The 15,314-nt window shown below is 62.9% G+C and carries 12 protein-coding genes; 6 read left to right on the top strand and 6 right to left on the bottom strand.

The annotated features are described in order from the left end of the window. Positions 1–4: 4 nt before the first annotated feature. The 3 genes from FPK30_RS00320 to fbaA all read right to left on the bottom strand — a co-directional run bounded on the left by FPK30_RS00320 (position 5) and on the right by fbaA (position 3,364). Entirely contained in the window at positions 5–1,306 is a 1,302-nt protein-coding gene (locus FPK30_RS00320; RefSeq protein WP_101433069.1) for an adenylosuccinate synthase, read from the bottom strand. Positions 1,307–1,448: 142 nt separating this feature from the next. Then, entirely contained in the window at positions 1,449–2,093 is a 645-nt protein-coding gene (locus tag FPK30_RS00315; RefSeq protein ID WP_260804376.1) for a CPBP family intramembrane glutamic endopeptidase, read from the bottom strand. 206 nt (positions 2,094–2,299) lie between these two features. Beyond that, the gene (gene fbaA / locus FPK30_RS00310; RefSeq protein WP_144084835.1) at positions 2,300–3,364 is read right to left on the bottom strand and encodes a class II fructose-bisphosphate aldolase; all 1,065 of its coding nucleotides are present in this window, start codon (positions 3,362–3,364) and stop codon (positions 2,300–2,302) included. A 275-nt stretch (positions 3,365–3,639) separates the two neighbouring features. On the opposite strand from fbaA, the gene FPK30_RS00305 reads away from it, so the two are divergent. The 5 genes from FPK30_RS00305 to rlmB all read left to right on the top strand — a co-directional run bounded on the left by FPK30_RS00305 (position 3,640) and on the right by rlmB (position 9,431). Next, complete coding sequence (locus FPK30_RS00305; RefSeq protein ID WP_144084834.1) at positions 3,640–4,632, top strand: nucleoside hydrolase; 993 nt, start codon at positions 3,640–3,642, stop codon at positions 4,630–4,632. Between the two features lie 13 nt (positions 4,633–4,645). Next, complete coding sequence (locus FPK30_RS00300) at positions 4,646–6,049, top strand: MFS transporter (RefSeq protein ID WP_144084833.1); 1,404 nt, start codon at positions 4,646–4,648, stop codon at positions 6,047–6,049. Between the two features lie 814 nt (positions 6,050–6,863). After that, complete coding sequence (gene dcd / locus FPK30_RS00295) at positions 6,864–7,445, top strand: dCTP deaminase (protein WP_045925038.1); 582 nt, start codon at positions 6,864–6,866, stop codon at positions 7,443–7,445. A 107-nt stretch (positions 7,446–7,552) separates the two neighbouring features. Further along, positions 7,553–8,323, top strand: coding sequence for a carboxymuconolactone decarboxylase family protein (locus tag FPK30_RS00290; RefSeq protein WP_144084832.1), 771 nt, complete (start codon positions 7,553–7,555; stop codon positions 8,321–8,323). A gap of 115 nt (positions 8,324–8,438) precedes the next feature. Continuing rightward, on the top strand, positions 8,439–9,431 hold the full coding sequence (gene rlmB / locus FPK30_RS00285) for a 23S rRNA (guanosine(2251)-2'-O)-methyltransferase RlmB (RefSeq protein ID WP_144084831.1): 993 nt from the start codon (positions 8,439–8,441) through the stop codon (positions 9,429–9,431). A gap of 103 nt (positions 9,432–9,534) precedes the next feature. On the opposite strand, the gene FPK30_RS00280 is transcribed toward rlmB, so the two are convergent. The 3 genes from FPK30_RS00280 to FPK30_RS00270 all read right to left on the bottom strand — a co-directional run bounded on the left by FPK30_RS00280 (position 9,535) and on the right by FPK30_RS00270 (position 13,076). Beyond that, entirely contained in the window at positions 9,535–11,211 is a 1,677-nt protein-coding gene (locus FPK30_RS00280; RefSeq protein ID WP_144084830.1) for a DUF4032 domain-containing protein, read from the bottom strand. Between the two features lie 171 nt (positions 11,212–11,382). Next, positions 11,383–12,510 carry an ABC transporter ATP-binding protein gene (locus tag FPK30_RS00275; RefSeq protein ID WP_144084829.1) on the bottom strand — a complete coding sequence of 376 codons (1,128 nt, stop codon included), beginning with the start codon at positions 12,508–12,510 and terminating at the stop codon, positions 11,383–11,385. 203 nt (positions 12,511–12,713) lie between these two features. Next, complete coding sequence (locus FPK30_RS00270; protein ID WP_232345905.1) at positions 12,714–13,076, bottom strand: carboxymuconolactone decarboxylase family protein; 363 nt, start codon at positions 13,074–13,076, stop codon at positions 12,714–12,716. 212 nt (positions 13,077–13,288) lie between these two features. Here FPK30_RS00270 and FPK30_RS00265 point away from each other — a divergent pair, with 212 nt between their 5' ends. Further along, entirely contained in the window at positions 13,289–15,292 is a 2,004-nt protein-coding gene (locus tag FPK30_RS00265) for a serine/threonine-protein kinase (protein ID WP_144084827.1), read from the top strand. Positions 15,293–15,314: the final 22 nt, after the last annotated feature.

Below are 15,314 nucleotides of genomic sequence, written 5' to 3'. Positions count from 1 at the left end.
TTCCTTAGTCGATCAGCGAGTGGATCTGCACGATTTGATCGCGGCCCGGACCCGAACCCACGGCCGAGATGCGACAGCCGGACAGATCCTCCAGACGGTGGATGTAGTCCTTGGCCTTGGTCGGGAACTCTTCGAAGCTCTTGGCGCCGGAGATATCCTCGCGCCAGCCCGGCAGCTCCTCGTATACCGGCTGGGCGGATTGGAACTCGGCCTGGTCCACGGGCATCTGGTCCACCCTGGCCCGGGAGCCGTCGGACCGGGTGATGTCGTAGCCCACGCAGACCGGGATGGTCTCCAGGCCGGAGAGGACATCCAGCTTGGTCAGCACGATGTCGGTCAGGCCGTTGATCTGCACTGCATAGCGGCTGACCAGCGCGTCGAACCAGCCGCAGCGGCGGGAGCGGCCGGTGGTCACCCCGTACTCGTGGCCCTGACGACGCAGCCATTCGCCCTGCTCGTTGTCCAGCTCCGTGGGGAAGGGCCCCTCGCCAACGCGGGTCACATAGGCCTTGGCCACGCCGACCACCCGGTCGATCTTGGTCGGGCCCACGCCAGTGCCGGTGCAGGCGCCCCCGGCCGTGCAGTTGGATGAGGTGACGAAGGGATAGGTGCCATGGTCCACATCCAGCATGGTGGCCTGTCCCCCCTCGAAAAGCACGTTCTTGCCCTGCTCCAGGGCCTGGTTGAGCATCAGCGAGGTATTGGCCACGTAGGGCTTGAGCCGCTCGGCGTATCCCGCCAGCTCTTCAACGGTGGCCTCCACCTCAATGGCCCGGCGGTTGTAGAGCTTGACCAGCATCTGGTTCTTCTGGTGCAGGCTGGCCTCCACCTTGTCGCGCAGGTGGTCGACATTGAACAGGTCATGCACGCGAATGCCTACGCGGTTGATCTTGTCGGCATAGGCCGGACCGATCCCGCGGCCTGTCGTGCCGATCTTATGCTTGCCCAGGAAACGCTCGGTCACCTTGTCCAGCGTCCGATGGTAGGGGGCGATGATGTGCGCGGACTCGCTGATCCTCAACCGGCTGCAATCCACGCCGCGGGACTGGAGCCCATCGATCTCCTCGAAGAGGGCAGCCGGGTCGACCACGACGCCGTTGCCGATGACCGGGGTGATGGCCGGATGAATGATCCCCGAGGGCAGAAGGTGGAGGGCGTACTCCTGGTCGCCCACAACCACGGTATGGCCGGCATTGTTGCCCCCGTTGAACCTGGCGACGTAGTCCATGTGCTCGCCGATCAGATCCGTTGCCTTGCCCTTGCCCTCGTCGCCCCACTGGGCCCCGACGATCACGATTCCAGGCATACGATGCTCCTTATCCGCTGGCCGCCATCCAAGGAAAACAAAGGCAGACCATCCATAGACGAGCCTAACCCCACGTATGGAGCTGGAGGTCTTCCAGACCTTTCGCATCAGCATGGGTAGATCCGAAATTGGAAAAGTCTGGTCAGGTCCTGGAACCGATCATGGTATCCCGGCCCCGACAGAGCAGGAAGATCGCACTGACGAGCAACCCTAGGATGACCGGAATCAGGGATGCTTCGATGCCGAATGATCCACCGGTCAGCAGGGTCGGCCCCTGAACCTTCATGACCATGAAGCCGCGTATATCCTGGCCGGAGACCGGAATTCCCAACAGGGCCTCAGTGAGGTTCCACCCTATATGAAAGCCTATGCAGATCCAGAGATTATGCCTGGATACCATGATGGAGCCCAACATAAGACCGGCTTCGATGGCTATGGCCAGACAGGAGAAGAGGGTAGCCCCAGGGTTGAGCGCATGCATGAACCCGAAAAGAAGCGAAGTCAAAGTCAGGGCAGGCACCCATCCCAGCCAGCGATCCAGGGCGTGGAGAGCTACACCCCGCATTATGAGTTCTTCAAAAACCGACGCGCAAGCCAGAACTCCTAAGGTCAGGATCTGGGAGACACCGAATGGGCGGAAACCATCCACCCTGTAAAACCCAAGGATTATGAGGATGAAAGCCGAAAGGGCCAACAATCCGAAGCCGATGCCCAGTCCGCCCAACAAGGAGACGAGGAAACCATGGGCCGTCAACTCGGTAGGCTGACGTCCGGCCCACCTCACCATCACAACTTTGGCATAGAACCAGATGCCGAAGCCCACGAGGAGGATAGCGACCAACAGCACCAGCCATTGGGCCCATAAGGGACGGCCGGTCATCGGGGTCGTTGAGGAATCAAGCATCAGCAATACGCCGAACCCGAGCAATCCCCAAGCAGCAGTCTTGTGTATTCCCTGCCTGGGTGGGCGTGAATTGGATTGCGTATGCCGTTTCATCTCATGGCCCGCCCTGCACTGCCCAGCTGCTGACAGGCTTCGACTACACGAGCCGCCATCCCATCCTCGGCCTGGCGCCCCCAGGAACGGGGGTCGTACTCACTCTTGTCGCCGACCTCCCCGTCCACCTTGAGGACCTTGTCGTAATTGGCGAACATGTGCCCGGCCACGGCCCTGGTGAAGGCGTACTGGGTGTCGGTATCCACATTCATCTTGACCACCCCGTGAGCGACGGCCGAGGCGATCTCCTCCGGCTGCGAGCCGGAGCCCCCATGGAAGACCAGAAGGAAGGGCTTGTCGGCAGGGGCGCCTGGGGCGGGGATGCCGTCAACCTTCCCATCAGATATGGCCTTGGCAGTCCTGGCCTGGATCTGCCCCAGCAGATCGGGCCGCAGCTTGACCACACCAGGCTTATAGGACCCGTGCACGTTGCCAAAGGTGAAGGCCACCATGTAGCGACCGCGCTCGCCCAGACCCAGGGCATCAACCACCTTGGGACCATCCTCGGGCGAGGAATAGAGCCGCTGGTCGATAGCAGCCGAGTGACCGTCCTCCTCGCCGCCGACAGTGCCCACTTCAATCTCCAAGATGGTGCGGGCGGCCCGGGACAACTCCAGCAGCTCCGCCGCCGTAGCCAGATTCTCCCGCAGGGGCAGACCGGAACCGTCCCACATATGCGACTGGAAGAGTGGATCCTGACCGTGGGCCACTTGGTCCTTCTCATAGGCCAGCAGGGGCCGAACCCATTGGTCCAGGTATTGCGGGGCACAGTGGTCCGTATGCAGAGCCACGGTGATGCTTGGGTAACGGGAAATCACTTCGTGGGCGAACTTGGCAAAGGCAATGGAACCAGCCACCCGGTCAGCCAGGCGCTGTCCGGACAGGTAGGCAGCACCTCCGACGGAGACCTGGATGATCCCGTCAGACTGTGCTTCGTCCAGCCCTTGCAGGGCCGCGTTCAGGGTCTGCGTGCTGGTCACGTTGATCGCGGGATAGGCATAGGACCCCCGTCTGGCCGCATCGAGCATTGCCGCATACCGTTCAGGAGTCGCTAAAGTCATACCCTCATTATCGTCGGTTGCGAGGAAAAGCAGCCGACCACTCGCAGCTGCAGACATCACCGATGGCTTTTGCAGGTCTCTGCCCTGATGGCGAACAGCCCACGACGCGCTTTGACAAGCCTCCAAGCCGCAGGTAGTTTAGCTCCGTACAGTTTGATGAAACGTTACATCAAACAGGTTGTTTGTTTCACGGCAGTAACGAATCAGCCTAGAGAAGGCACGACATAGGTAAGCAGAAGGTTGGGGCTGCCCATCCTTCTGGGAAGGAGACCAACGTGTCAGCAAGCAAGGAAACCGTCCGCAAGATCATCCTGGATCTGGACACTGGCATCGATGACACGCTGGCTCTGTCCTACGTCCTGGGCTCCCCGGATGCCGAACTGATCGGGATCACCGGCACCTATGGCAACGTAGTGCTCGACCGGGGCGTCGACAACGATCTGCGGTTGCTGGCCATGTATGGCCGGGAGGACATCCCGGTCTTCAAGGGAATCGACCACCCCAGCACGGCCGACTCCTTCAGCGTTCCGCCGGACTCCGAAATCTTCCACGGGGCCAACGGCACCGGCAACATTGAAATCCCCGCACGCACCGACCGGCAGGCCAGCCAGCAGAGCTCGGTAGACTTCATCATCGACGCGGTCCGCCGCTACCCCAAGGGCGAGCTGGTCGTGGTGCCCACCGGCGCCCTGACCACCATCGCCGCCGCCCTGGAAAAGGCCCCCGACATCGTCGACCGCATCAGCATCGTCATGATGGGCGGCACGCTGACCCAGCCGGGCAACGTAGGACCCTTCGCGGAAGCCAACATCAACCAGGATCCCGAGGCCGCCAACCGGGTCTTCGCCACCACCGCAGACATCACCATGGTCGGCCTGGACGTGACCACCCAGGCGCTGATGAGCCGCGAGGACACCCAGGCCCTGCGCGCCACAGGCACCAGCGCCGGCCGCTTCCTGGCGGACATGACCGACTACTACATCGACATCAGCGAAAAGGAGAGCGGGGTCTACCTGGGCGGCTGCAACCTGCACGACCCCCTGGCCGCCGCCGTGGCCATCGACCCCAGCCTGGTCACCACCTTCGCCACCAACCTGATGGTCGAGACCGAGGGACCACAGCGGGCACGCACCATCGGCGACCCCAGCAGGCTTCTGGACACGGTCAAGAACACCAAGGTGGCCCTGTCGGTCGACGCCGAGCGGTTCACCCGGCGCTTCATGGACAGGCTTCTGACCCTGGTGCGCAAGACCGAGAGCGAACGATAGAAGGACGGCAGTCATGAGCGAATCCATCACCACAACGGCCACCGAAGCGACCGTTGACGAGAACCGCCGCAGCACCAAGCGGGCCCTGCCGGCCCTGCTGACCATCTTCCTGCTGGGCACCCTGATGATCCAGGCCTTCAACCTGGTCTTCCAGAACGTGGGCGACTCCCTGGGGATGTCCGCCAACGCCTCGCTGATCAGCACCCTGCCCGGCATTGTCCTGGGCGTGGTCTGCATGCTCTACGGAACCCTCTGCGACTACATCTCCCCCCGGAAGATGACCCTGTTCGGCGTGGGCGCCCTGATCGTCGGCAGTCTCCTGGGCTTCTTCGGCGCATCGAACTTCTGGGCCGTGGTCCTTGCTCGCATGATCCAGACCGCGGGCGGCCAAGTGGCTGGTTCGGTCTTCCTGGTCATGGCCATGAAGTACCTGAGCGACAAGGAGCGCGCCTTCTATCTGGGCATCTTCAACGCTGTCTACTACGCATCCTCGGCTGTGGGCATCTTCGCCGGCGGACTGATCACCTCCATCGACTGGCGCTACCTCTTCCTGGTGCCGCTGGTCTCCATCCTCCTGATCCCCCCGGTGCTCAAGTACACGCCTGACACCGGCATCAAGGGCGAGCGCATCGATGTCTTCGGCATCGCCCTGTTCGCGCTGATCGCCGGGTTCGTGGCCGTCTACTTCTCCTTCCCGGCCACTTGGATGCTGGGAGTGTTGGCCGTCCTGATCCTGATCTTCGCTGGCTATGTCTGGAAGGGCGCCAACCCCTTCCTGAGCCGCGGGTTCGTGACCAACGGCGCCTACATGGCTGTCCTGCTGGCCCTCTTCGTCTTCTACTTCTTCAACTTCGCCTGCGTGCCCATCTACAACGTGATCGGCGACCGCATCTACGGAATCTCCCTGAGCCAGGTCTCCCTCTGCCTGACCATCGTCTACATCGTGGCCACCCTGGTGGGCTGCCTGTCCGGAGTCATCATGAACGCCATGGGACGCCTGCCCATGCTGATTCTGTCTGCCCTGCTCATGATCGCCGGAGCTGCAGGTTCGGCCCTGATGCTCACCTCGGGCTTCTGGGTCCTGACCGCGCTAGCCTCGGTCTTCATCGCCGGCATCACCATGTCCTACACGCCCCTCTACGACTCCTTCTCGGCCACCCTGCCCGTGGATCAGAACGGACGCGGCATCGGCATCGGGGATCTGATGATGAACACCTCGGCCTCCATCGGCATGGCTGTCTACAGCGGACTCATGGCCAATCCCCAATTCGGGTCACATGCCCTGGCGGGTGTCAAGACCGGCATCCAAGCCCAGGTGGCCAACATGTTCTGGGTCATGGCGCTGGCCGCCCTGCTGGCCCTGATCATCGTGGCCGTCTTCCACAAGGCCATGTCAGCCAAGGCTCCCCAGGAGTAAGGCTGGTGTGACTCACACATACTTGGTCGGATAGCTGCACGGCCCGGTCCGCTCTCCCCAGCCTTGGGAATGAGTCAGGTCCAGGCCCGGCACCCGGCCGCGCGAACCGGGGAGGAAGCGGAGTTCGGACTGCTTTCGGCATTGTGATAGTCCCCCTCTTCCCTCAGCCGCCGATGGCAAGAAGATCGCCGCCCCTCCCCCCGGTGGAGGACCCCCGTCATAGCCATAACTGACGGGGGTTCTTCCATATCTTCAGTTCCTGCCATGAATCCTGTGCCTATGGTTCGGACTGTGCCTCGGAGCACAACTTATACAGACGTTTGAGAAAGGGAATCCGAGAATGCAGCTGGACTGCGCTTTCCGTCCCATTGTCAGTATCCGCCGACCTTGAGGCTCAAAAACAGATGACTGGCCCAACTAGGCACTGGACGACTTAGGGGTTTGCAAAGGCCTGACCTCCTGTAATAGGCCTAAACGAACTCAATTGACCCATTGGCCTTACGGTTTCACGTGAAACATCAGCGTTCCAGAAACCCTCCACAATGAAGAGAACCCGGCGGTGCATGAACACCGCCGGGCGAGAGAGAAGAAAGGGAAATCAGTTGTCGGACGGAGGTCAACCGCCCGTTCGGTTTTTGAGCCGATAGTTATAGTAAAGAACACCTACCTTATGGTGACGATAGTGTTATCTGAAAATTCTCTGTGAATCCAGCCGGATCACAAAGCGGGCATAGGGCCGGTTAGACTGGATTTCGGATGGTTTCCCGCCCACGGAGAGACCCTCGACCAACGAGCTTAAAGGAGATACCTCGGCATGCTGCTCAGCGACCATGACATCCTGGATGCCCACCAGGCAGGACACCTGAATCTGGATCCGTGGACGCCTGCCATGGTCCAGCCCTCCAGCGTGGATGTGCGCCTGGACCGTTACTTCCGAGTCTTCAACAATCATCAGTACACCTATGTGGATCCAGCGGAGGACCAGGGTGCATTGACTGAGCAGTTCGAGGTACCAAAGGACGAACCCTGGATCCTGCATCCAGGCGAGTTCGTTCTGGGATCCACCTGGGAGTATGTCAAGCTGGATTCGACGCTGGCAGCCCGACTGGAGGGCAAGAGCTCCCTGGGCCGTCTGGGCATTCTGACCCACTCCACTGCTGGATTCGTCGATCCAGGCTTCGAAGGGCATATCACCCTGGAGCTGTCGAACGTGAGCACCCTGCCGGTCAAACTCTGGCCAGGCATGAAAATCGGCCAGATGTGCTTCTTCCAGCTCTCCTCACCCGCCCAGTACCCCTATGGATCCAAGCACAACGGCTCCCACTACCAGGGCCAGCGCGGTCCGACCCCTTCCCGCTCCTACGTCAACTTCTACAAGGCTGACGTCTCGGGCTGACTGCCAGCAGCCGCTTCCGCCATCACCTTGACTTCGAGCGCACTCGAAGGGGTATAGCTGAGTCTGCCGGAATGATCCGGCCAAGATGATGGCAGGGAGATCAACCCATGGCAATCAAACAGACGGCGGGCCAGGACCGGCTCGGTCGGTTCGCACCACAATTCGCCCATCTCAACGATGATGTGCTCTTCGGCCAGGTCTGGTCCCGCGAGGACGAGCTTTCGGCTCGAGACCGCAGCATGATTACCTGCGCAGGTCTGATGAGCATGGGGCTCTTCCCCCAGTTGAAGAGCCATATGGCCATGGCCAAGGGCAATGGCGTCACCCGCACTGAAATGGTGGCGCTGATCACCCACCTGGCCTTCTATGCGGGATGGCCCAAGGCATGGTCGGCGTTCGACCTGGCCAAGGAGGTCTACGGTGAGAGCGACCGTGATGACAAGAGCCAGGACACCACGGCAACGGCAACGGCGACCGGGACTGAGCCGGATTCAGGGCCCTATCCATTGGGAGATTCGGCAGACGGACCCAACTTCACCGGCCATGTCTGGCTGCACCCCCTGACCGATCCGGACGCGGAATGCTCAGCCAGCAATGTGACCTTCGCACCCGGATGCGTCAACCGTTGGCACACCCACCCGCATGGCCAGCTCCTGATCGTCACCGCCGGGCAGGGGTGGGAGCAGGAGGAGGGCCATCAGCCCCGCAGGCTGGAACCCGGCGACGTGGTCTTCTGCCCGGCAGGGGTCAGACACTGGCATGGCGCCTCGGGCCGCTCATCCATGGCCCACATCGCCGTCACCCCGGCATCGAGCGGGCAGTCTCCGGTCGAATGGATGGAATTCCCAGATCCTCATCAGGTGGCCGCCCTGGGTTGACCTGCACGACCTATCCGCGCGGCCCGGTCTGCAAAGGTACAGCCTGTTTTCGCCCCTGCCGATATTGAATCCGACAGACAGCTGACCGGTTCCCGCCTGCCTTTACACTGAAGGCATGGCTAACAAGAAAGGCCCGACCAAGGGTTCGGGCGGCAAGCACCGCAACAAACTGCGCGGCCGAGGGCCTACCCCCAAGGCTGAGGATCGCGTCTACCACAAGGCCTACAAGGCCCGGCAGGCGGCCCAGCGCAGGCAGGCGGCCGACCCACGCCTGGCGGCCCGCCGCCGGGCCGACCGGTTCACCTCCGATTCCGACGACCTGGTCATCGGCCGCAACGCCGTCCTGGAAGCCCTGCGTGCAGGCGTCCCGGCCAGCCAGCTCTATCTGGCCGCCCGGATGGAACACGACGACAGAACCAGGGAGATCGTGCGACTGGCCGGACAGGAGGGACTCAACCTGCTGGAAGCCGACCGTCTGGAGATGAACCGCATCGCCCGATCCAGCAACCACCAGGGCGTGGTCCTCAAGGTGCAGCCCTACCAGTACGCCTCCCTGCAGAGCCTGGTCGACAAGGCCGAGAAGCACGCAGCCGCCCTGGAAGGAGCCGACCAGGCCACCAAGATTGCCGCCCGCCCCCTGTTCATCGCCCTGGACGGGGTCACCGACCCGCAGAATCTCGGGGCTGTCATCCGTTCAGCCGCGGCCTTCGGAGCCTCGGGTGTGGTCCTGCCCGAGCGTCGCAGCGCCTCGGTCACAGCTGCAGCCTGGAAGGTCTCCGCCGGAGCCGCCGCCCACCTGCCCGTGGCCCGCGTGGTCAATCTGACCAAGGCCATCCAAGGACTCAAGGAGCGCGGTTACTATGCGGTAGGCCTGGACGGCGCAGGCAGCGCCATAGTAGGCGAGACCGGCTTCGAGACCGATCCCCTCGTGGTGGTCCTAGGCTCCGAGGGCAAGGGGCTGAGCCGCCTGGTCCGGGAGAACTGCGATGCCCTGGCCTCCATCCCCATCTCCAGCTCGGTGGAATCCCTGAACGCCTCGGTGGCGGCCGGCATCAGCCTCTACGCCGTAGCCATGGCACGCCGACGGTCCGCCAGCCAAGCCAAATAGCCCCAGGCAGGCACCGGCAACCTGAAGACGGACAGACCCAGGCGGCAAGGGTCTACATACAGCAGCCAGCATCCGTCAGACCGGTGCCGCACACACTCAAGAGTCAGCTGGAGGCCCAGACCGCATCATCCTGATCGTCCTCGTCGGCAGCCGCATCCAGGCTGCCAGGGGCGTAGACCGATCTCAGCGAGCTTCGGCCGCCATTGGCGTCTTCAAAGGCCGGCTGCGACGGCACCTCCCCGCCTGCCCGATCACGGTCCTTCTGGGTGCCTGCTCCGGCCTCGCCTCCAACATTGGTTTGGTCAGTCACCCCACTGTGAGCTGCGTCATGGCCTCCCACGTCATGGCTATTCGCATCCTTGTCAGTCCGATCACCGGCGGCTTGCTTACCCTGACCAGCCTGGGCATGGGCATCCTGCCAACTCATCTCGTCGTCGACCACCCCGGCGTCGGCCTCTTCGTTGATGGTCTTCATGTCCTCGGAGTCCAGCCGGTACTCGGGCAGGGACTCGCTGATGTAGCTCTGCACAGCCTCGGCCATGGGCACGTCGTGGCCGGCCTTCTCGGCCATCAGCCAGCGGTGGGTCAGCACCTCATGGAAGAACTGGGCCGGTTCGATCTGCGAGCGATATTCCGGCGGAATCATGCGCACGGTGGGCTCGAAGACCTCGCGCATCCAGTCGGTAGCCACAATCTCCAAGTCCTCGCCCTGCCGCCAGGTGGATGCCCGATAGGCATCCAGATCGTTGAGCAACCGCCGGGCCTGGTTCTCCTGCACATCCAGACCGGTCAGCCGCAGCAGCTTGCGGGAGGCGTAGCCGGCATCGACCACCCTGGGGCGCACCAGCACCCGGTTGCCGTCCTCCTCGGTCTTCATCTCCAGCTCGTCCACATCGAAACCCAGATCGTTGAGCCGGTTGACGCGCCGCTCGATCTTCCACATCTCGTCAGGATCGAAGCTGTCCACGTCCGTCAGGGCGCTCCAGAGGGAGTGGTAGCGGTCCACCAGCCGGTTGCCCACGCCGACCTCGTCCACCTCGCCGGCCAGCAGGTTGCCGGAATCCAGATCCATGAGCTCGCCAATGATGTTGGTTCTGGCCAGGTCGATGTCGTACTCGCGCTGGCCGTCGGTCAGGCTGGCGTGCAGATCGCCGGTCTCGGCATCGACCAGGAAGGCCGAGAAAGCATCGGCGTCGCGCAGGAAGAGCACGTTGGACAGGGAGACATCGCCCCAGTAGAAGCCGGCCAGATGGAGCCTTACCAGAAGAACCGCCAGGGCATCGATCAGCCGCTCGGCTGTGTCCGGACGCAGGTTGCGGGCAAAGAGGGCACGGTAGGGCAGTGAGAACTTCAGGTGCTGGGTGACCAGCATGGCCTCCAGGGGCTCGCCCTCGCGAGTGTGGCGACCGGTGACCACGGCTACGGGATTGACCGTGGGCAACTCCAGTTTTTGCAGCTTGCGCAGGAGCTCGTACTCACGCTCGGCCACCCGCTGGGTGATCTCCTTCATGGCGTAGACATCGTCGCCCACGTGGACAAAGCGCACCACGTGCCGGGATATGCCTCTGGGCAGGTTGGCCAGCAGATCCCGGGGCCAGGTGGCCAGCGGCCGCTCCCAGGGCAGGGTGAACATCCTGGGGTTGGAGCTGGTAGCTGTGATGTGCAGGGCGGCCGGCTCCTGCTCGGAGGAGGGATCGGCCGTGGTCTTTATCGAGGTGGCTTTCAGGGCACGGGGGTCCAGAGAGGAGGCCGTCGCCCGGTTGATGTTCACGCTAGTCATGCTTCATCCATCCCATCGCCGCCCATCCTATACGGGAAGAGCCCCGCACGGATGCGCCGCGCGGGGCTCCTGGTCACCCGGTCAACAAGGAAAGGAGATGATATCAACAATCGATACGGGCCCTGCGGGTCGGCGGGAAACCGTGGCCGAACTGCAGGGCTACAGGAAGACTCAGTTCAGCCGCAGCTCGCTGGCCGGGGAGAACAGGTGCATCTTCTCAGGATCGATGTGGATCTTGACCACGTCGCCCACCTTGGGCAGGTCACGCGGGTTGACACGGATGGTGGTCAGCTTGTTCTGGTCGGACATGACGATGGCCTGCTCAGCCGCGCTGTTGTCGGTCAGAATGTTGCCGTAGATGTAGCCATCGGAGCCCAGATCCTCCACGTTGGCCACCTTCAGGGAGAAGGCATCCGGCTCGTCGGCACCGGCCAGAGAAGCATTCTCGGGACGGAAACCTACGACGATCTTGCCCTGGTCGTCGGGGGTCAGCTTGTCGACGGCCTCGCGCGGCAGGCTGATGGTGTCCTCGCCGATCTTGGCCTGCCCGTTGACCACGGGGTGGATGTTGATGTTCATGGAGGGCGAGCCGATGAAGCCGGCCACAAAGACGTTCTCGGGCCGATCATAGAGCTCGGTAGGCGCACCCACCTGCTGCAGGACGCCCAGCTTGATGACGGCGATCCTGTCGCCCATGGTCAGCGCCTCGGTCTGATCGTGGGTCACGTACAGGGTGGTGACGTTGAGCTGCCGCTGCAGAGCGGCGATCTGGGTACGGGTCTGGACACGCAGCTTGGCGTCCAGGTTGGACAGAGGCTCATCCATCAGGAAGACCTTGGGCTGACGCACAATGGCGCGCCCCATGGCCACACGCTGACGCTGACCACCGGACAGAGCCTTGGGCTTGCGGTCCAGGTACTCGGTCAGATCCAGCACTTCGGCGGCCTTCTCCACCCGCTGGCGAATCTCATCCTTGGGGGTGCCGGCGATCTTCAGGGCGAAGCCCATGTTGTCGGCCACGGTCATATGGGGGTAAAGAGCGTAGTTCTGGAAGACCATGGCGATGTCGCGGTCCTTGGGCTGCATGGTCGTCACGTCCTTGTCGCCAATCATGATGCGGCCCTTGTTGACCTCCTCCAGGCCGGCCAGCATGCGCAGGGTGGTGGACTTTCCGCAGCCGGAAGGCCCTACCAGAACAAGGAATTCACCGTCTTTGATGTCCAGACTGAGGTCACTGACCGAGGGCTCATCGTTGCCCGGGTAGATACGAGTGACGTGGTCGAATACCACTTCTGCCATTATTCATCCTTTCATCGGCAGGTACGTGCCGAACGATCCGTAGTGAAGGGGTTGATGTTCACTGTGGTTTCCGTCCCGGGGTCAACACCGACATCGGTATGGCCATGCGACGGTTTTCTGTTTTGTGGTTAAGAGAAACTCTCCCTTGAGCCAGTGCCCACTATACACCAGGGTCTGAATCCGACCGGTGAACCCTTGCCAACTCAATCCTTGGGCTTGTCGGAATCCCCAGCATCGCCCTCGAAGACCGTCCTGGCCACGTTGATCGCGTTGATGACCCGCGGGAATCCCACGTAGGGAGCACATTGGAGTATGGCCTCGACCACGGCCGCCTTGCTCAGCCCCACATTCAAGGCTCCCTGTATGTGAACGGCCAACTGCGGAGCCGTGTCACCCTGCGTCACCAGGCTGCCTATGGTGACCAGCTCACGCTGCTGAAGATCGAGTCCTTTCCGGGTGTATATGTCGCCAAAGGCAAATTCGACAATCCAGCGGCCCAAGTCCGGTGCTATGTCCTGGAGAGAGTCAATGACGGCCTGACCACCCTTGCCATCGATAGCGGCCAAGGCCTCAGATCCTTTTTCAAAGCGCGAAGCTTCCACGAAGCCCCTTCTTTCTGCTGTTTTGGATGTTTTCCCACCGATAATATTGTATCAACGCCTGTTTACGCATTATGCCGCTGGCTCCGATCAGGCTCCCAGATTCCCAGCGGCCGAGGACGCGAAACAGCAGGAACCGCAATCAGGTGCTTTTCAACCTGTCGGGGCACAATGGAGATATGAGCGATCTTGAGGGTTTGGACCTAAGACCGGGACGGCTGGTCGGGGGCTACACCCTGATTGAGCCCCTGGGCGGCGGAGCCATGGGGTCCGTCTGGCGCGCGCGGGATGGCGGGGGCCAGGACTACGCCATGAAGATTCTGCGGGAATCCTTGGAGGAGGACGAGCAGACCTCGCCAGACAACTCTGATGAACGTGACCGCGCCTCGGCACGCGAGCGCCTGCGACGCGAGGCACTGGCCCTGCAGCGGATCCGTCATCCAGGCGTCTGCCGGATCGTGGACATGGAGCTTGATGATGCCCTGGCATTCATCGTCACCGAACTGATCGAGGGGCGCAATCTACGGGACGACGTGGCCGTCAACGGGCCCTATCAGGGCGACGACCTGGAACGGCTGGCGCGGAAGCTGACCGATGCCGTCGCGGCCGTCCACCAGGCGGGCATCGTCCACCGGGACATCAAACCCACCAATGTCATGATTTCGGTCTCGGGCCCGGTGCTGGTGGACTTCGGCATCGCCATGGGCCAGGGACAGAGCCATGTGACCCGGACCGGGCTGGTCATGGGAACCCCCGGCTTCATCGCCCCGGAAATCATCGACGGAGCCGAGGCCGATCAGGGAACCGACTGGTGGAGCACGGCCGCCGTTCTGGCCTATGCGGCCACTGGACGGGCGGTCTTCGGCGACAAACCCATGATGGCGGTTCTGGAGCGGGAAGCCTCGGGCAATGCTGACCTGTCTGGGCTGCCCGTGGGCACCATGAGAGCCCTGCGCTCGGCGCTCTCCCCCGACCGGGGAGCGCGTTGCACGCCTGAGGAGCTTCTGGAGGCCATCAGCCGGGATGCCATGGATCCGCAGGCCTGGCAGGGTGAGCAAGACGACCAGGAACCCGGCAAGGGCAGTCAGGAGACGATGCGCCCTTTTGGCGGCGGCTCTTCGGAGGCTGAGGAGCAGACCGACTCGCCCACCATGGTCGTTGAGCCGGCCACCATGCCCATGCCGCCTATTACGCAGGCTAATCCAGACAGTCCACGGACGGCCTGGTCGCAGCCTCTGACAAACGGCGAAGCCGATGAACAGACGACCCTCCTACCCGACTTGGAGCAACCCACCACCCTCTTGAATCCCCTTCCAGCAGCCCAGGAGCAGCAGGAGCAGACGCAGACCTGGCAGGATCTCCAGCCTGCAGCCGATCGTCAAGATCTACAAGCCACTACCGTCCAGGATCCGCTTCCGCCGGCACAGCCCCTGCCCAGCGGCTACAGCAATGACGCAAACGCCCACTGGCTGGGAGACCAGCCCCCTGCCCAGATACGACGCCTGCGCTACCTGAAGGCCGGAACCCCCTGCCTGGTCATGCTGGGAATGTTCCCCGCCCTGCTGACAGCACTGGCTCCGGTCTCGGCCCTGGCAACCGCCGGAATCCTTCTCTGGGCCCTGAGCACTGCCGGATGGAGCATCAAAGCCCAGATCGAACGCGAGCTGCGCCGCGACGGCCCTCGGCGGGGCACCGACCGTCTGCTGAACGCAGCTGCCCTCCCCTGGCACCTGCTCAAGGGCTTGGGGGCCGCCCTGCTGCGCCTGCCGGGCATGATCCTTGTCCAGGTTTTGGTCGCTCTGCCGCTGACCTGGGCGGGCGCCCTCACCACCGTCCGCGCAGGCCTGACCCTGGGTGAACACCTGTTGACCCTCCCCCTGCCGGCAGCCAGGCCCCTGTCCGCCGGCGGGCTGGCCATGGCCCTGGCGACGCTGGCAGGCTGGCTGTTGACGACTCTGCCGACGCAGAACCGCTCAGCCCCCAAAGCCAACAGCGGCAACAGGGTCCTGCGGCTGGCGGCGGGTCGCATCCCCATGGGCCGCCAGGATCCCACGGCGCCGGGCAACCCCCGCCGCAGGTGGATCCTGCTCCTGATCTGGCTGCTGATTATTGCTGTCCTCCTGGCCGGGCTGATCGCCCAGCCCTCCATGGACTGGGCCCCCATCCACCTCCTGCGCGCCTAAGATCGAGCTCCACCCCTGGCGG

The sequence above is a fragment of the Bifidobacterium apousia genome (assembly GCF_007559275.1).
Lineage (GTDB): Bacteria > Actinomycetota > Actinomycetes > Actinomycetales > Bifidobacteriaceae > Bombiscardovia > Bombiscardovia apousia.
Note: the sequence above shows the minus strand (reverse complement) of the source record. Positions and strands in the feature narration are given on the sequence as shown.

Bases quoted from the DNA above. Each gene is read 5' to 3' on its own strand.
- rlmB (WP_144084831.1), top strand. From the start codon at position 8,439: ATGGCTAACAAGAAAGGCCCGACCAAGGGTTCGGGCGGCAAGCACCGC.
- dcd (WP_045925038.1), top strand. From the start codon at position 6,864: ATGCTGCTCAGCGACCATGACATCCTGGATGCCCACCAGGCAGGACAC.
- fbaA (WP_144084835.1), bottom strand. From the start codon at position 3,364: ATGACTTTAGCGACTCCTGAACGGTATGCGGCAATGCTCGATGCGGCC.
- FPK30_RS00280 (WP_144084830.1), bottom strand. From the start codon at position 11,211: ATGACTAGCGTGAACATCAACCGGGCGACGGCCTCCTCTCTGGACCCC.
- FPK30_RS00265 (WP_144084827.1), top strand. From the start codon at position 13,289: ATGAGCGATCTTGAGGGTTTGGACCTAAGACCGGGACGGCTGGTCGGG.
- FPK30_RS00300 (WP_144084833.1), top strand. From the start codon at position 4,646: ATGAGCGAATCCATCACCACAACGGCCACCGAAGCGACCGTTGACGAG.
- FPK30_RS00275 (WP_144084829.1), bottom strand. From the start codon at position 12,510: ATGGCAGAAGTGGTATTCGACCACGTCACTCGTATCTACCCGGGCAAC.
- FPK30_RS00320 (WP_101433069.1), bottom strand. From the start codon at position 1,306: ATGCCTGGAATCGTGATCGTCGGGGCCCAGTGGGGCGACGAGGGCAAG.
- FPK30_RS00290 (WP_144084832.1), top strand. From the start codon at position 7,553: ATGGCAATCAAACAGACGGCGGGCCAGGACCGGCTCGGTCGGTTCGCA.
- FPK30_RS00315 (WP_260804376.1), bottom strand. From the start codon at position 2,093: ATGGTGAGGTGGGCCGGACGTCAGCCTACCGAGTTGACGGCCCATGGT.